The sequence below is a fragment of the Cryobacterium fucosi genome, assembly GCF_004403515.1.
Classification (GTDB): domain Bacteria; phylum Actinomycetota; class Actinomycetes; order Actinomycetales; family Microbacteriaceae; genus Cryobacterium; species Cryobacterium fucosi.
On the sequence record NZ_SOHH01000021.1, the window covers coordinates 1 to 16344 of the forward strand.

A 16344-nucleotide genomic window follows, 5' to 3' on the forward strand; every position below is an offset into this window, starting at 1 on the left:
CCCGAGCCTCCGCCTCCGCCCCCGCCGGAGCCGGAGCCCTGGCCGGCCGCGGCCTGCGCCGCGGCTGCTTCCGCGGCCCGCGCCGCCTCCGCCTGTTGCTTCGTGTATGCCTCGTCCGCGGCGACACCGGCCAGATAGGAACGCTCGGTTTCCGCCGTGGAATTCTTCAGGCTGGCGAGCTGGGCGACCAGCACCTCGGCCGTTGCCGCCTGCACGGCCAGCTGCTCGTCGGCGGTGCGCTGGGCGGTCGCCGCAGCGGCCGCCCGGTTCTGTGCTGTCCTGGCCAGTCGATCACGCTCGGCGGCCGCCGCGGCCGCCTCCTTCGAGGCGCTCTGCACCAGATTGGCCTGCGTGAGGGCCCGTTGCTGGATGCCGGCGGTGGTCTCGCCGAGGCGCGTCGTGACGCCCAGTTGGAAGAGCAGGTCGTCGGCGCCACCGTCGGCGGAGAGGAGCAGCCGGGTGACGATTCCGCCCGATCCGGCCCGGTAGAGCTGCGCCCCGATCCGCCCGAGCTGATCGTCTGCCGCCGACGCCTTCTCCGAGGCGACGGCCAGTCGAGCGGAGAGCACCCCGGCGCGCGCGGTGGCCCTCGCCGAGTCGGCCTGGGCCGTGGCGGCCGCGCCGTTGGCGACGATGGCCGCGTCGCCGAGGCTCGCGACAGTGGCCTCCAGCCCGGACAGCAGTGCGGTGATCCGCACGACCGCGGCCTGGGTCGTTGCCGTGGTGCTCCGCGCCGCCTCGACATCCGCCCAGCTCGGATAGGTCTCCTCGGCCCAGGCCGGCCACCGGCACTCACGCAACGAGCGCCAGCCGCCGGTCGACCCGGAGGCCGTCGCCATCGACGGAGACGCTCACCTCTCCCCCGGACTCCAGCTCGTTGGCCGAGCCGAAGCCGTTGCCGGCCCCGTCCGTCACGGTAGCGAAGCCCAGGGCCCCGCTGCGGCTCGCCAGGAACTCGGAACCGAGGTTCGAGGTCATGATCACGACCGTGTTGCGGAAGTCCGCCGTGCGTCCCTGGCCATCGGTGAGGTGCCCGTCGTCGAGCACTTGCAGCAGCAGGTTGAAAATGTCGGGGTGCGCCTTCTCGATCTCGTCGAGGAGCACGACCGAGTACGGGTTCCGCCGCTCGCGCTCGGTCAGCTGCCCTGCCTCGTCGTAGCCGACGTAGCCGGGAGGGGCGCCGACGAGCATGCTCACGGTGTGACGCTCGCTGAACTCGCTCACGTCGAACCGCAGCATGGCGTTCTGGTCGCCGAACAGCGACTCCGCGAGGGCCTTGGCCAGTTCGGTCTTGCCGACGCCGGTCGGGCCGAGGAACAGGAAGCTGCCGACAGGCCGGCGGGCGTCGCCCATAGCCGTGCGGTTGCGCCGCACGGCTTTCGCGATCCCCGTCACCGCGTTTCGCCGGCACCTCCGTCGCCGGCACCTCCGTCGCCGACCACGGTGTGCAGCTCGTCGATGAAGACGATGAGCTCGTCGGTGCGCGCGCTGATCTCATCCATCGTCTTGGTCAGGCGTTCCTCGAAGTCGCCGCGATACCGGGCGCCGGCGAGCATGGCGGGAAGGTCGAGCGCGATCACGCGCTTCTTCCGGAGCTGTTCCGGGACCGTCCCGTCGTCGATGGCCTGGGCCAGCCCCTCGACGATCGCGGTCTTGCCGACCCCGGCCTCGCCGATCAGCACTGGTGCGGGCCTCGCAGCGCCCGCAGCGCGGACGGGTGAGCGAGGCGTCGGCGTCGGCGCGCAGCACGGATTTCTCCGGGGTGGCGCTGCTCGGCGGCTTTCGCAATGGCGCCCGGATCGGACCCGGCTCGGCCTGGGCGAGCACCTCGTGGGTGCGGCGACTGAGAAGCCGGGTGATGTCGATGGGACGCGCCGACGGGGCGACGGGCTGGCCCTGCAGGTAGCGGGCAATGAATTCGTCGAACGAACCGCTGTCGGACCCTTCTGGACCAGGAAATGCAGGCATGTGACCTACCGGGCATCCTGATTTCATTCCCGGGGTTGCCCTCGAATCCGCCATGACACCGGGACGCGATCTCGGCGTCGGGGAGAGTGTGGTGGACTGGGCACACCCGCTCAAGACCGGAAGAGAAGTGACACGATGAAGCTCTCCGACATCAATCCGCCCACACGGAGCTTTTCGCGCTGGCTCACCGAGGAGGAGATCGGCCAGGTGCTCGCCAGCGACCGAGGCTGGAGGCTCGCCCCGGACGGCAGCGTCATCGCCGGCAAGCTCCGCAAGACGGTCATCGCTGCGTCGCTGACCGAGCTCGGCGGCGCCGCCCTGGCCAACCGGTGGACGAGCCGGGCCGCCGCGCCGGGCAGCGACGGAAGCGGTCCGACCCACATCATGTGGGGCGTGTTCAACGCCCGCACCGACGCCGACGTCGCCGCCGCCATCGCCGGGCGGTCCTGAACGATGGCCCGTCCGGCCACCGGCAACAGGCACACTCCGACGTCCCTCCCCCGCACGGTCGGGCGTTGGGTGCTGGGCGCATTCCTGCTCCTGGCCGGGATCAGCCACCTGGGCTGGAACCGGGAGGCGTTCCTGGCCCAGGTGCCGCAGTGGCTTCCGCTGGGCGGCGACTTCGTCGTCATCGCGTCCGGCCTGGTCGAGATCGCCCTGGGCGCGGCCTTGCTCGCACTGCCCCGATGGCGCGTGCCCGCAGGCTGGATCGTCGCCGCGTTCTTCGTGGCAGTCTTCCCTGGCAACATCTCCCAGTTCGCTACGGGCACAGACTCGTTCGGGCTGAATTCCGACCTGAGCCGGGGCATCCGGCTGGCCTTCCAGCCCCTCCTGGTGCTCTGGGCGTTGTGGTCCACCGGGGCCTGGCAGGCGCTGCGTTCGGCCAGGTCGTCCCGGCGGCGCTGAACCGGACTCCCAGTCCCTTGCCAGCATCACGGATACCCCATGGGGTATCGTGAATGGGACAGCTGAACGAGAGGGAACATCGGATGTGCCGAGCAGTGACATGTAAGAAGTGCGGAAAGACAACCTGGGCCGGGTGCGGACAGCACGTCGACCAGGTGATGCGAGGGGTACCAGGCGCGCAGCGCTGCCGTGGGCACGAGAACGAGCCATCGACCAAGGGATTCTTCGCCCGGCTGTTCTCCGGCCGCTGAGCCGACTTCCGGGTGGATCGCGGTGCTCGCGCGCTGGAGCGCCGCGCCGGCGATCAGTAGTCGCTGGTCTCCGAACCGGTCTTCTCGGCATGCTTGAGTCTGAGGACGGCGAGGTCGATGCTCACGAACACCTCGGTGCGGGCGGCCCGCCGGTCCTCGTAGTCCGGGTCCCGGTCGTCGATCGCAAGCCGGACCAGCTTCGCCGACACCGCGGCACGGATCTCGTCGCTGGCGGCCCGCCGGGCCCGCTCGACGATGCGGGCCACGTGCCGGTCGTCCTCGGCCACGGCCCGCAGGGCGATCGAGAGTCGTTCGTGCACCCGGCGTCGAAGCCGAAGCTGGCTGATATCGGCGTGCTGGTCCTCGGTGAGATCGGTGGTCCACCTGGACCGGGTCAGTGTCTTCCGGAGGCGGCGCACCCGCCGCGCGTAGGAGTCGTTCTGGCGGATGAGCACGTCCAGCTCGTTCCGGGCGGCGTCCGCATACGTTTCCGGATCGTAGTCGGCGTGCTCCCTGAGGGCGCCGATGATGATCTCGTTCTTGACCGCCATCCGCACGGCGGACAGCGCGATGAAGAGGCCCTCGTCGACCATCGCGGCAATCTTTGACACATCACTTCCTCACCCGATGGAACCGAGCCTACCGGCAGGGGCACCGGCTCTCCACCGGGCCGCCGATGCCGTCCCGGCTCACCCCGCCGCGGGAACCGGCGAGGACAGCGCGGTGATGTAGGAGTACCCGGTGTTGTTGTTCTTGGTCATCGACAGCACGAGTTCCATGTGCGGCTCGAGGGCGGTGACCTTGTCGAGGGGCGAGCCGACGATGAGCTGGAAACCCAGCCCCTTCCAGGCGGCGACGGCCCGACCGGCGAACTCCGAGTCGGACTTGACGAAGCCCTCGTCGAGGAAGACCGGCGCGAAACGCGGCCGGGTGCGGCTCTCGTCGCCGAGCTGGAACCGGAGCGCAGCGCCGACGACGAACGCGACCAGTTCCTGCGACTCGCCGCCGCTCTTGCCGCCGAGGGAGGAGTAGGTGCTGACCTCCACCCCATCAGGGGTGATCCGCACCGCGGTGATCTCCACGTGCTTGCGCACGTCGAGAAGCAGGTCCCGCTGCGACTCGGTGCGCGTGCCGCCCTCCGGTCGCCGGATCCGGTTCATGAAGGCCTGCAACCGGGCGAACCGGCCCTCGGTCTGCTCGTCGCTGAAATCCTCGGTGGAGCCGGAGGAGAGCATCTTGAGTTCCGTGCGGAACGCCGCCTGGTCGTCGCGGTGGAGCCGACGCAGCGTGATCCTCAGGCGGTCCCTGCCCGCGCCGAACGGCAGGGTGGTGAGAATCTCGTTGATCGGCTGCAGCCGGTCCTCGATCTCCTCGATGGCGGTGTTGAACGCGCCGATGAGCGGCACGAGGTCCTGCCCGCTCCAGGACGAGAGCCGACGCTTCCATTCCTGGCGTCGTTCGTGCAGGCCCAGCGTGTACACGGCGTCGAGGATGTCGCGGTAGCTCGTGTACGAATCCAGCGACACACCGATGTTCGGGTCGGGCCACCGGGTCTGGAAGGTCTCGAAGATGCGAAGCAGCGAGTCCCTGGCGTTCACGGCATTTCCCCGGTCCTGGACCGACTGTTCGGTGAGTCGTTCGCGCAGCCGTTTCACCCCGCCTTCGAACGCGGCCAGGTCGCCCTGGTCGCCCACGGCTGCGAACTGGGCATCGAGATGCGCGGAATGCTCCTCCGACAGGGTGACGGATGCCGCAGTCGCCATCCGGTCCAGCCGGTCGCTCACGGCGTCCTGCCGGTCCACGATCCCGGTCTGCTCGGCTCGGAGCAGCTGAGCCCGGGCGTCGGCGGAGTGCTTCCGTTTCTGGGCGGCGTCGAGCTCGGCCCCGAGGCGTTTCTCCTCGTCGCCGAGGGCGCGGAGCAGGTCACTGTCGGCCAGCACCCGTTCCGACTGGGCTTCCTTGTCCCTGATCCGGGATTCCGCGGCGGCGACGTCGATGGCCGGCCAGGCGGTGTCGAGCACGAACTGGTGGGCGCTTCGGAGGTCCTGATGGGCGGCCAGGCGGGCGGCCAGAGCGGATGCCTCGGCCGCGAATGCGTCCGCGGTCCCGGTCAGACGGGCGAGCTCGGAGGCGATCTCGTCGAGCCGGACCCGGCTGGAGAAGCCGATGATGGACTTCTGGTCGGAGTTCCACCCATGGGAACCGCGCTTGCCGTTGCGGTTCTGGCCGCTCATCGTCACCCGTGGCCCGTCGCCGACCAGGTCGGCAGGGGTGGCGACGCACAGTGCGTCGAGGTTCGACGCCCGGGCCCGGTCCCGCACCCAGCCGCTGAAAGGCGAGTCCGTGAAGACGAGTTTTCCGGAGACGAAGCGCGGGTCGCCGGCCAGGTCCTGGTGTGCCCGCAGCCTCACCCCCTCGAAGTGGATTCTCACCGGGATCCGGAGCGGGTCGATGGCTTCGCCGAGTGCCCGGAGGCGCGTCTCGTCGACGAGCATGACCCGCACGACGGAGGCCAGGGTCACCTCGGCGGCCTGGCGCCACGCCTCCTCGCCCGGCGCGATGTCGATGAGTTCGGCCACGAAGGGCAGCTCGGCGGCCGGGATCCCGGCGGCCTCGGCGATCATCAGCCGCGCATTGTGCAGGTGCTGCGGAACCAGGCTCTGGCGTCCGGTGAGGAAGTCCCGCTCCTGTTTCACGGTTCGGATCTGTTCCTCGACCGGATAGGACCGGCGCTGGAGGGCCAGCCGCTCCCCGTCGAGGTCCTTCTCCGCCGCGTCGAACCGGGCCAGGAAGTGCTCGGCGGCACCCTGCGCCTGGCCGAAGTCGTGCCGACTGTCGATCTCGACGGCCAGGGCCCGGCTGCGCTCGTCGAACCTCGCGCGCTCCGCTGCCACGTCGTCGCGCTTGTCGCGGAGCAGGCCGAGCTCGACCTGCAGGCTGACGAGGACGTCGCCGCCGTTCTCCCGCTGCTGGTGCTGGAGGCCGGCGATCCTGGCCTTGAGGTCCGTCTCGGCGTCCCGCGCCTCTGTCAGCGCCACCTGGTTGTCGCGCCGCTCGGCCCCGTTGGCGTCGGCGGCGCCCTCGAGCAGGCCCCGTTCGGTCTGCAGCTGCCAGAGCACGAAGGGAGTGTCACCGGTGCGGTGCACCCCGAACCTGTCGACGAGGTCCGCCTTCTCGGTCGACGTCTCGTAGGCCTGGTGCAGCTCGGGCAGACGCTCGAGCACGCGGGCCTTCTGCGCCTCGGTGACCATGGCCCCATAGGAGCGTTCGAGGTCTTCGAAGTGGTCGACGGCCTTGTCGGCCGCGGCGAAGGTCGCAGGTTCCTCCAGCACCATGGACTTGTAGAGACCGTCGACGGTCTTGACCTGCTGGCCGGCCTGGATCCGGGCGAGCAGGCGAAGCGCCTTGCCGCCCTCGCCGTTCGCGCCGATCCCGAGCCGGGTGTACAGGGTCTGGGCGAACGCCGCGTAGGTGTCGAAGACCGCCAGCTCGGGGAAACGTGCCTTCATGGCCCGTTTGTCGAACCGGGTCTCGGTGACCTCCGACAGGTCCCGCAGGTCGAGCGCACCGTCGGTGGTGGCCATCTTCATGGTGATGTCGGCGAACTTGTTCGCCCCGCGGGGCACGAAGTAGGCGCGCAGCGCGGTGAAGCGGCGCCGGTTGTCGTCGATGAAGGTCATCGCCACCGCACCCCAGGTGGACGCGTCCGCGCCGCGCAGCACCTGGTCCTGCAGCCGGCCGGTGCCGGCCTCACGGTTGGAGTCGGTCTTGCCGCGGAGGTAGGTCATCAGGTTCCGCTGGTCGACGCTGCGCGCCCGGCCGGAGCCGGCGTCGTTGGACGCCCCGTTGAAGGGAGTGTCCGACGGCATCATCAGCGCCAGGTACGCGTCGAGGAGGCTGCTCTTGCCGGTGCCGGAGGCGCCGGAGACGAGGGTGGCCTCGCGGGCGAAGGTCACCTCGTGGTGGCCGTGGAAGCCACCCCAGTTGACCATCTGGAACGACTCGGCGCGCCACTGGGTGGTGCCCTCGGTGAGTCCGTCCACGTAGAACAAGGGGGAATCGCTCATGGCCTGGCCTCCAGGCTGGACTCGGTGCCGTCGTCCGGCACGCTCGGTTCGTCACCGTTCTGCAGGACCAGCCACTCCAGCAGCTCGCCCAGCCGCTCAACGGGCAGGAGGACCTCGATCACCGCGGAAATGCGGAACCGGTCGGGATCACTCGTCTTCAGGAGCACCCGCGCCTTGGCCAGGCTCTCCACCGCGGCGGCGGCCTTGCGGGCGTCGCCGGAGCGGTCGGTGGCGTGCTCCGGGCGGAAATGGGCCACGTTGTCGACCAGGTTGTCGCGGTCGACGATCACGATCTCGTGGCCGTCCGCTCGCTCGCTACGGAATCGCTGTCGCAGCAGCACGAGCAGGATCGTCTCCTCCCGGGTGTAGGAGACGTCGTGCAGGAGGGTCGGGAACCGATCGCCGCCCTCGGCGACGGCCTGCCTCTTGAACGCCACCTCGTAGTGCCGGTCGACGTGCAGGTCGAGGAAGACATCGTTGAGTCGCGACTTCAGCAGGCCCTCCGAGTGCAGGAGGGTGCGCCACTCCGCCGGCTGCAGCGCCGCGGAGATGTACCGGTGCTTGAGCAGCAGCACGAGGGTCCTGCGCTGTTCGAGGGTGAGCCCGCCTGCGTCGCCCTCGAACAGGGAGAGGCTGTGCACGTCGCCCTCCTCCCGCGGTTCCTCTTCGGCGGCGCGGTCATCGGTCCAGGCGTCAGTCATCATCGGGTCCATAGTTCAGGGCGGACAGCGCCGCCGTTTCGTCATCGTTCAGGATGATGCGGGGCACGTCGAAGGAGCGGCTGGAGCCGTCCGGACGCACGGTCTCGAACGTCTCGAAGGCGTCGGCCCGGTGCACGGCGTCGATCTGGGTGGCGATCTGCAGCATCCCGAGGATCTCCACCGGGCGGCGCATGCCCGCGGCGAGCTTGTTGAATGCGTCGCCGACGGATGCCGCGCCTCCGCGACCGAGGGCGCTCACCAGGGCGTCGCGCATCTCGCCGAGCAGCGGCCCGCCCTGTTGGCGCATCTCGTCGAGGCTCGGCGGCTCCGGCGCGTCGTCGGAGACGTCTTCGAGGGCGGGCGGCGGGCGGTGCAGGACCGGGTCGTAGAAGCGCTCCCGGAGGTGTTCGACGTCGAGCGTGCCCGGCATGAGTTCGGCGGTGACCGTGCTGCGGGGCCCGGCGGTCTGCATCCAGGTCGCGAGTTCCTTGTTGATTTCGCGGAGCAGGCGTTCCAGTTCGCGGTCCTTCACGACGTCGTGGTTGACGATGTGCTCCCGCAGCGTGGTGGTGAGCCCGTTCCGCTGGGTCAGCACGTCGTCGATGCCCTTGCGGATCAGGCCGACGGTGCCCATCAGTCCGCGCCGTTCGGTGGAGCTGAGTTCGAGGGCGAACGGGTGCAACAGGATGGTTTCGAGGTCGTTCTTCAGGTCTGCGAGGAGCGAGTCGTTGCGCAGGAGGGTGAAGGCCCCCTCGAAGGCGCGACCCTCCGGGGTCGACGACATCAGCGCATCCGTCTTCGACAGGTACTCGTCGAGCACCTCGCCGATCGGGCGATCCTCGCTGCGGAAGTCGTTGACGATCTGCCGGTGCATCCCGGCGACGGATTCCTCGACGCGTTTGAAGTCGCTCGGCAACGCCGTGATCAGGTCGACGAGGTTGGCGTAGCCCTCGCGCATCGCCTCGTTCGACACCTCGGCGATCTCACCGCCGGCGGCGAGGCGGTCACGCTCGCTCCGTTTCTCGGCGATCTCCTGGTCCAGCCGACGGATGCGTTCCGCCCGGTCGGGATTGGCCTGGGTGGCGCGGTGACGCACGGTGTCGACGATCGTGGTGAGCCGGGACTCGCTGATCAGGGCGCGGTCACGGGACAGGCTCTCGACCAGGAGCAGCGCCTCGAGGGCGTGCGAGGTGAGAGAGTACTGCTCCTCGTCGCCCTCCCCCGTCTCCCGGTAGAGCCACTGGTCGTTCATCCACTGCACGCAGAGCGCGCGGCCGTTCCTGCCAGGCACCTCGCTGCCGACGGTGCGGAGGTCTGCCAGGTAGGCGTCGACCTGGGCGTGCAGCCGGTCGGCCTGCACGCTGCGCCGGTCCCGGCTGAAGGAGGACTTGAACACGGCCAGAACGAACGGGGCCCACTTGCGATCCAGCAGGCGAAGGGTGGGTTTGTCGAACGCTTCGCGCACCCGCGCCAGTTCACCCGCAATTTCACTCATCCTGCGACCAATCATCCCATCCTCCGCTGCCGCGCCGCCCCGGCTGTGCTCCGCACCGAGATCGACAAGGTGGCACGGCACCGCGGGTGCCGCACGAGGCAGAGCGGGGACCGGCGCTGGAGGTCGAGAGCAGGGTGGGCCGATCAGTACACGGGTTTGGACGGTTCCACGTCCTTCACCCACGCCAGCACTCCGCCGGAAACCTGCGTGACCCGGCTGAATCCCCGACGCTGAAGCTCCGCGAGCACCGCTGTCGAACGCCCTCCGGCCTTGCAGTACAGCACGATCTGCCGATCCGGGGCAAGTTCGGAACCCGCCTCGCCCGAAAGGATGCGGCCCTGCGGAATCAGCCGTGATCCCGGAATGCTGACGAAGTCGTGTTCGCCAGACTCCCTGACATCGATCAGGTCGAAATCGTGCTCGCCGCGTTCCCTGGCCTCGAGCATCGCCGCCAGTGTCCGGACCGGGATGCTGTGGTCGTCGTCCGTCGTCTGTTGCGACGCCGTGCCGCAGAACAGCTCATAGTCGACGAGCTCGGTGATCGGGCCGGTGGCGGGGTCCCTGGTCACGGTGATCTCCCGCCATGAGGAGGTCAACGCGTTGAAAATGAGCACGCGGCCCAGCAGGCTCCGACCGACTCCGGTGATGAGCTTCACCGCCTCGGTGACCATCATCGCGCCGACGGCGGCGCAGAGCATACCGAAGACTCCCCCTTCGCCGCAGGACGGAGCGGACCCGGCGGGCGGGGCCTCCGGATACAGGTCCCGGTAGCTTGGCCCGTACTTCTGCCAGAAAACGCTGACCTGTCCCTCGAAGCGGTAGACGGAACCCCAGACGTATGGCTTGCCGAGAATGGCCGCAGCGTCATTGATCAGGTAGCGGGTGGCGAAGTTGTCTGAGCCATCCAGAATGAGGTCGTATCCGGCCAGGAGCGCAAGCGCGTTCGTCGAATCGAGCCTGGTGTGATGCAGACGAACGCTGACCAGGGGATTCAACTCCGCCACTGCGGCGCGGGCCGATTCCAGCTTCGGCCGTCCGACATCGCCGACGCCGTGGATCACCTGGCGTTGGAGGTTGCTGAGGTCGACCATATCGTCGTCGACGATGCCCAGAATGCCGACGCCGGCGGCAGCAAGGTAGAGCAGGATCGGCGAGCCCAGACCGCCGGCCCCGATCACGAGAACGCGGGCGTTCTTAAGCCTGCGCTGCCCGGCATCGCCGATCTCGGGGATGAGGATGTGGCGGGAGTACCGTTCCACCTCGGCCACGGTCAGCTCGACTGCCGGAGCGACCAGGGCCGCGAATCCGGTCGTGGCGGCTACCGGGTCCGGAGCACGTCCGCTCACAGGTCTGGCCGCCCTTCCCATGCCGAGGAGGCCAGGGCATGCTGTCGTTTGGGGATTCGCCCGGCCTGAGCGGCAAGCCTGCCAGCGAGGACGGCGTGTTTGAAGGCCGAGCCCATGGTGACCGGATCCTGCGCGCGTGTCACGGCCGTGGCCAGAAGAACGGCGTCGCAGCCCAGTTCCATGGCCAGCGCGGCATCCGAGGCGGTGCCGATTCCGGCGTCGAGGACGACCGGGACCCCGGCGCGAGCAACGATGAGCTCGATATTGTGCGGGTTGAGGATACCGAGGCCGGTGCCGATCGGGGCGCCGAGCGGCATCACGGCCACAGCCCCTAAATGCTCGAGCCGCAGCGCAAGGACCGGGTCGTCATTGGTATACGCGAACACCTTGAAGCCGCGCGCCACCAACTGCTCCGTGGCTTCGACCAGCTCGACGGCATCGGGAAGGAGAGTCTGTTCGTCGGCGATGACTTCGAGTTTCACCCAATCGGTCTCCAGCGCCTCACGGGCCAGTTCCGCGGTCAGCACGGCCTCTCGGGCGGTGAAGCAGCCTGCGGTGTTCGGCAGGACGCGGATTCCGGACTCGACCAGGAGTTCGAACAGGGAACCGGCTGCGCCCGGACTGTGGCGGCGCATGGCAACCGTGCTGAGCTCGGTGCCGGAGGCCAGCAAAGCCGCGCCCAGGCTGTCAAGACTGGGGGCACCGCCTGTCCCCATGATCAGGCGCGAGTACAGCCGGACACCGTCGATCACCAGGGAATCACCGCTGAGCGAGGTAGTGGGGGTCATTCCTAACCGCCCTGTGCTGCCGTGACGATTTCGATGCTGTCGCCCGGCCTGAGCGTCGTCGTCGCCCAGTGGCTTCGCGGGACGACGCTGACGTTGAGAGCGACGGCGACGCCCAACCGCTCCCTATCAACCGCCTGCCCGTCGGCGGCGATCCGACGGCCGGTCAGCTCCCCCACCAGGTCGCTGACGGTTTCCCCGGGCGTGAACGACCGTACGGCGCCGTTGAGAGTGATCCCGGCCGGTGGTGTGTCAGTCAATGAGGGGACTCCTTCGAAGTGGGTGGTGAAAATTGGATCTGGGTGGTGAAAAGCGATCGGGCCGGAAACGACTCCACCGGGAGTCGCTCACCCCGTCAAGCAGTTGCAGGCAGATCTGGGCCGCTATCGGGGTGAGCAACACCCCCTGTCGGAAGAATCCGGTGGCGATGATCAGACCAGGAATATCGCCGCCGGGCTCTCGTCCGCCTTCGGACACCCGCCCGAGCAAAGGCGCATTGTCTGGCGTGCCGGGACGGGCGCGGGCGGTGGCTTCGATGAGTTCCAATTCGGCGACGGCCGGCACCAGGACCTGGCCGTCCCGCAGAAGCTGGTGGATGCCGCCTGCCGATACCGCTGCGGAACCGTCCTCGCGCTGGGTGGCGCCGAGCACAAGCGTCCCGTCCGAGCGCGGCACGAGGTAGACCGGAAGCCCCCGAACCAGCCCTCGAATGGTGGCGGTCAGCAACGGTCGCAGGTGATCCGGAATACGGAGGCGGAGTATGTCGCCGTAGACCGGCCGCTGTGGAAGCCGCAGCCAGCCCGGCAGGCCGCCCAGCTGGGAGGCAGCCAGGCCGTTGGCCACGATCACCTCCCCGGCCAGGACCGCCGAACCATCTTCGAGAGTGACCCCGGTGACTCGCGTGCCGGCATCCCTCCGGTCGTCGTGCAGCAGCGCGACGGCGTTCTGTCGAACGGAATGATCGTAGCCGCGGTCGTTCCCGAGGGCGGTTCCGGCGATGGCTGATTGCAGCCGGGCCGCCAGCCTTCGTGGGTCGACCTGATGGTCCTGATCGATGCTGAACGCGCTCGACAGCTGCGGGCTGAGCAGAGGTTCCCGGGCCCGGGCCTCACGGATCGTCAGCTCCTGAACCGCCAGCCCGTGTTTCACCTGGACCGCGCGCAGATCGGTCAGCGTACGCCGATCGGCTGCATCTGCGCCCACCGTGATTGTTGTGGTCATCCGGTAACCGGTCCCGGATGCGTGCGTCCCGAGCGAGTCGACGAAGGCCGGATACAGGGCTGCCGAGGCCAGCGTCAGTTCGAGCAGATCCTCTTCCTGGAAGTGCATTTCACTCACAGCGGCCAGCATGCCTGCCGCGGCGAATGTCGCACCGGTGGCCGGCGCTCGGTCGATAACGGCGACGCTGCGGCCCGATTGAGCCGCGGCCCAGGCGATCCCCAGACCCACGATGCCGGCGCCGACAACGGCGACGTCCACGACGCGCTCAGCCAAAAGACGGTTCCTTCCCTACGCCGGTACTAGCCGGATCAGGTTACGTTGCATGCGCAACACGGTCGGCCGGTAACTGGATAACCGTTGCCCTCTCAGCCTGTCTCCCGATTGGTGCAGGCTCCCGCAGATCGCGTTTATTCTAGTTCACATGGACCTCGGACATGCCCAGCTCTATCTCTGCACCGATGCCAGGTCGGGCCGTGGCGATCTAGCCGAATTCCTGGACGCCGCCTTCGCGGGAGGCGTGGACATCATCCAGCTCAGGGACAAAACCCTCGAGGCAGCGGAGGAACTTGAACTTCTGACGGTCCTGCGCGAGGTCGCAGAACGCCACGGAAAGCTCTGGGCAGTCAACGACCGTGCCGACGTCGCCGCCGTCGCGGGAGCCCCGGTATTCCACGTCGGCCAGACAGACCTTCCGCTCGCTCACGCACGCCGGCTGCTCGGAACAGACACCGTCATCGGTCTGTCCAGCCACAGCCCGGAGCAGATCGACAACGCCCTGACCGCTACGAGTCTGGACTATTTCTGCGTCGGTCCGATCTGGGCGACCCCGACCAAGCCGGGGCGTGCCGCCGTCGGGTCCCAGCTGATTCGCTATGCCGCCGAGCGGGTCAGCGCTACGGGCGCAACACTTCCGTGGTATGCCATCGGCGGGATCGACCACGGCAACATCGAGCAGGTCGTGGACGCCGGCGCGACACGGGTTGTGGTCGTTCGCGCGATTACCGAGGCGGATGATCCGGCCGAAGCCGCGACGCGACTTCGCGCCTGCCTTCCCGCGGTGGGCCAGACGGCGGGCGTCTTCTCCTGAGCCACGGCCACGACGCGTAACAAATGTCGGGTGTGCACAGCCTGTGGGTATTCTGGGCAGATGAAGATGCCGACACTCGCGACGTTCGCTCTCCTGGCGGCGCTGGCCCTGAGCGGATGCGCCACCGGCGCCACCACGACCGCCGCAAGCTCCGCGCCCTCCGGCACGGGCTCCGTGACGGAGACCGATGGCGGCTCGTGCGCCGGGGTGAGCGTTGTCATCGACTTCGGCCCGCTCGACGAGACCACCATTACCGACTGCGCGGCGACCGGTGAAGCGGCGACCGTCCCGGCGAGCACGATCGTCGCGGCGGCCGGGGCAAAGACCGAGGGCACCGTGCAGTACGGCGACCAGGTGGTCTGCCGGGTCAACGGCCGTCCGTCCGCCGATGAGACCATCACCGTCGACGGTGTGACGCCGTTCACCGAATCGTGCCAGGGGATGCCTGCCGCTGCCGCCTACTGGGCGCTCTGGGTCAGGCCGACCGCCGACGCGGACTGGGAATACGCGCAGGAGGGCCTCGGCTCCCTGAAACTCAAGCCCGGCCAGTCCGTCGGCCTCGTCTTCACGACCGGCACCGAGACGCCCACGCCCGGCAGCTAGTGTTCCGCTTCCGGCCGGCTCCCCTGCGCGCCGCGACGTTCCTCGCGGTGGGCTTCGTGCTGCTGCGGGTCGGCTACCGGGTTCTCTTCGACGGGGCATCCGGTCCTGGTCCGTTGCTGCTGGACCTGCCCCGGATCCCGCTGGCCGGGGCGTTCCGGCACGTGGCCCTGCTCGGGCCGGTCACCACGGGAGGCCTGGCGAATGCCGCACTGAGCGCCCTCCCGGTCGCGGCGCTCATCCTCGTCTTCGGTGTGCTCAACGCTCTCGTCGACGTGAGCCGGCTCTTCGCCCGCGGTGCCGGGCGCGGCCCCCTGCGCACCGTCTCCCGGGCACTGGTGATCGCCTGGGCCACGTTCCCGGCCCTGCTCGACTCGGTCGGGCGCGTTCGGGTGGCCGGGCGGCTGCGCGGCGAGCGGTCGATCCCTGCCCTGCTCGTTCCCGTCTTCGAGCAGACGATCGAGCGAGCCCTCGCGCTCGCGGCCTCGATGGAGGCGCGTGGTTTCGCCGCCGCGCGGGTGGCCGACGGTGTCTGCGAGAGGCCCGTCGTGATGACGGATGCCGCGCTCGGCTTCGGCGACCCGCGGGAGAACCTGCCCGTCGGCGGTCAGGGCGACTGGCACCTCGCCCACCTCGACCTCGAGCTCGCCCCCGGCACGCTCACCGTGATCGCCGGGGCGACCGGATCGGGGAAGACCAGCCTGTTGCACAGCCTGAGCGGCCTGTTCCAACATTTCTTCGAGGGGAACCAGACCGGCCGGATCGAGGTCGGCGGCGCCGACCGCGCCGCGACTCCCCCGCGCGACACCGCCGGTTTCGTCGGGGTGGTCAGCCAGAACGTTCGGCTCTCCTTCGTGGCCGAAACCGTGCGTGACGAGATCGGCTTCGCCTTGGCGGTGCGCGGCGTGGCCGCGGTGATCGTGAACCTGCGGGTGAGAGAGATCGCCGGGCGACTGGGGATCGAGCACCTGCTCGACCGGGGCGTGCCGGCGCTCTCGGCGGGAGAGGCGAGCCTGGTGGCCATCGGCGCCGCCCTGGTCTCCCGGCCGATCCTGCTGCTCGTCGACGAGCCGCTGGCCGACCTGGACGCCCCGGCCCGCCGCCGGGTCTGCCGGCTGCTCGAGCATCTCGCCCACGAGTCCGGGGTCTGCGTCGTCGTCGCCGAGCACAACACCCGCGAGTGGGTGGGCGCGGCGGATGCCTGGCTCGAACTGCGCGGCAACCGGGCGCACCTGCTCGGTGCCGGCGAGGTCCCCGGCTCCGCCCGCGCCAGGCCCGGCCGCCCCGCCGAGTCCGTTCCGGTCACGGTCGACCCGTCCGCCGGTCATTCCGCGCTCGCAACCACGTCCCCTGGCCCGGTCGCGTCCGGGGCTCCGCTCGCGAGCATCCGCCACCTGAGCGTTCGCCGCGGGACCGACGTTGCGGTCGACGACGTGTCGCTCGACATCGCGGCCGGCGACATCATCGCCCTCGAGGGACCCAACGGCGCGGGCAAGTCCAGCCTGCTCGGGGCGATGGCCCTCCCCGCGGCGCGCGGGATCGTGTTCGTGTCCGGGCGGGACGTGGGCGCGCTCCGCCCCCGGGATCGGCGCGCGGCGGTGGCCCTGGTGCCGGAGCACGCCGACGACCTGCTCTTTTCGACGACCGTCGCCGAGGAGTGCCTCCGGACCGACCGGGCCCTGCGGCGCAGGCCGGCCTCCGGCGCCGCGCCGTCCACCGCGGTGCGGTTCGCCGGCCTGCTCGGCCTCGACGTCGCCTCCGCACGGCACCTCCTGGGCCGGCACCCGCGCGACCTGTCGGCCGGAGAACGCCTCTGCCTGGTCATCGCGATCCAGCTCGCGGCGGCGCCCTTCGTGCTGCTGGTCGATGAGCCGACCCGCGGCCTTGACCCCGCGGCCCGGGCGCTGGTGGGCGCCG

At 69.5% G+C, this 16344-nt stretch carries 13 protein-coding genes and 2 pseudogenes; 5 read left to right on the forward strand and 10 right to left on the reverse strand.

Features of this window, described 5'->3' with window-relative positions:
* Both E3T48_RS16600 and E3T48_RS01745 read right to left on the reverse strand, forming a co-directional pair.
* A pseudogene (locus tag E3T48_RS16600) lies at nucleotides 1-839 on the reverse strand (hypothetical protein); the annotation flags it as partial.
* Nucleotides 840-870: 31 nt separating this feature from the next.
* Nucleotides 871-1685: pseudogene (locus E3T48_RS01745) on the reverse strand (AAA family ATPase); the annotation flags it as partial.
* A 418-nt stretch (nucleotides 1686-2103) separates the two neighbouring features.
* Between E3T48_RS01745 and E3T48_RS01750 the strand changes: the two are divergent.
* Together E3T48_RS01750 and E3T48_RS01755 are read left to right on the forward strand one after the other, a co-directional pair.
* Nucleotides 2104-2418 carry a hypothetical protein gene (locus tag E3T48_RS01750; protein WP_134522167.1) on the forward strand — a complete coding sequence of 105 codons (315 nt, stop codon included), beginning with the start codon at nucleotides 2104-2106 and terminating at the stop codon, nucleotides 2416-2418.
* A gap of 3 nt (nucleotides 2419-2421) precedes the next feature.
* Nucleotides 2422-2874, forward strand: coding sequence for a DoxX family protein (locus E3T48_RS01755; protein ID WP_134522168.1), 453 nt, complete (start codon nucleotides 2422-2424; stop codon nucleotides 2872-2874).
* Nucleotides 2875-3178: 304 nt separating this feature from the next.
* On the opposite strand, the gene E3T48_RS01765 is transcribed toward E3T48_RS01755, so the two are convergent.
* The 8 genes from E3T48_RS01765 to thiO form a co-directional block, all read right to left on the reverse strand.
* Nucleotides 3179-3736, reverse strand: a complete 558-nt coding sequence (locus E3T48_RS01765) for a hypothetical protein (RefSeq protein WP_134522170.1) — start codon at nucleotides 3734-3736, stop codon at nucleotides 3179-3181.
* A gap of 78 nt (nucleotides 3737-3814) precedes the next feature.
* Complete coding sequence (locus E3T48_RS01770) at nucleotides 3815-7192, reverse strand: ATP-binding protein (protein WP_134522171.1); 3378 nt, start codon at nucleotides 7190-7192, stop codon at nucleotides 3815-3817.
* Nucleotides 7189-7893: a DUF4194 domain-containing protein gene (locus tag E3T48_RS01775; RefSeq protein ID WP_166789596.1), complete on the reverse strand. Its 705-nt coding sequence runs from the start codon at nucleotides 7891-7893 to the stop codon at nucleotides 7189-7191. The genes E3T48_RS01770 and E3T48_RS01775 overlap by 4 nt, the downstream gene beginning before the upstream one ends.
* Entirely contained in the window at nucleotides 7886-9388 is a 1503-nt protein-coding gene (locus E3T48_RS01780) for a DUF3375 domain-containing protein (protein ID WP_166789597.1), read from the reverse strand. The genes E3T48_RS01775 and E3T48_RS01780 overlap by 8 nt, the downstream gene beginning before the upstream one ends.
* Before the next feature lie 143 nt (nucleotides 9389-9531).
* Complete coding sequence (moeB, locus tag E3T48_RS01785) at nucleotides 9532-10755, reverse strand: molybdopterin-synthase adenylyltransferase MoeB (RefSeq protein ID WP_134522174.1); 1224 nt, start codon at nucleotides 10753-10755, stop codon at nucleotides 9532-9534.
* Nucleotides 10731-11522: a thiazole synthase gene (locus E3T48_RS01790; protein ID WP_134522175.1), complete on the reverse strand. Its 792-nt coding sequence runs from the start codon at nucleotides 11520-11522 to the stop codon at nucleotides 10731-10733. The genes moeB and E3T48_RS01790 overlap by 25 nt, the downstream gene beginning before the upstream one ends.
* Before the next feature lie 2 nt (nucleotides 11523-11524).
* Nucleotides 11525-11779, reverse strand: coding sequence for a sulfur carrier protein ThiS (thiS, locus tag E3T48_RS01795; protein ID WP_241986532.1), 255 nt, complete (start codon nucleotides 11777-11779; stop codon nucleotides 11525-11527).
* Nucleotides 11772-13013: a glycine oxidase ThiO gene (thiO, locus tag E3T48_RS01800; RefSeq protein WP_134522176.1), complete on the reverse strand. Its 1242-nt coding sequence runs from the start codon at nucleotides 13011-13013 to the stop codon at nucleotides 11772-11774. Before thiO ends, thiS begins: the two co-directional genes overlap by 8 nt.
* Nucleotides 13014-13161: 148 nt before the next feature.
* Between thiO and thiE the strand changes: the two genes are divergently transcribed.
* The 3 genes from thiE to E3T48_RS01815 form a co-directional block, all read left to right on the forward strand.
* The gene (thiE, locus tag E3T48_RS01805) at nucleotides 13162-13827 is read left to right on the forward strand and encodes a thiamine phosphate synthase (RefSeq protein WP_134522177.1); all 666 of its coding nucleotides are present in this window, start codon (nucleotides 13162-13164) and stop codon (nucleotides 13825-13827) included.
* Between the two features lie 60 nt (nucleotides 13828-13887).
* The gene (locus E3T48_RS01810) at nucleotides 13888-14430 is read left to right on the forward strand and encodes a hypothetical protein (protein ID WP_134522178.1); all 543 of its coding nucleotides are present in this window, start codon (nucleotides 13888-13890) and stop codon (nucleotides 14428-14430) included.
* Nucleotides 14430-16344 (forward strand): ATP-binding cassette domain-containing protein (locus E3T48_RS01815; RefSeq protein ID WP_134522179.1); only part of this gene is annotated, 1915 nt, incomplete at its 3' end. The genes E3T48_RS01810 and E3T48_RS01815, both read left to right, overlap by 1 nt.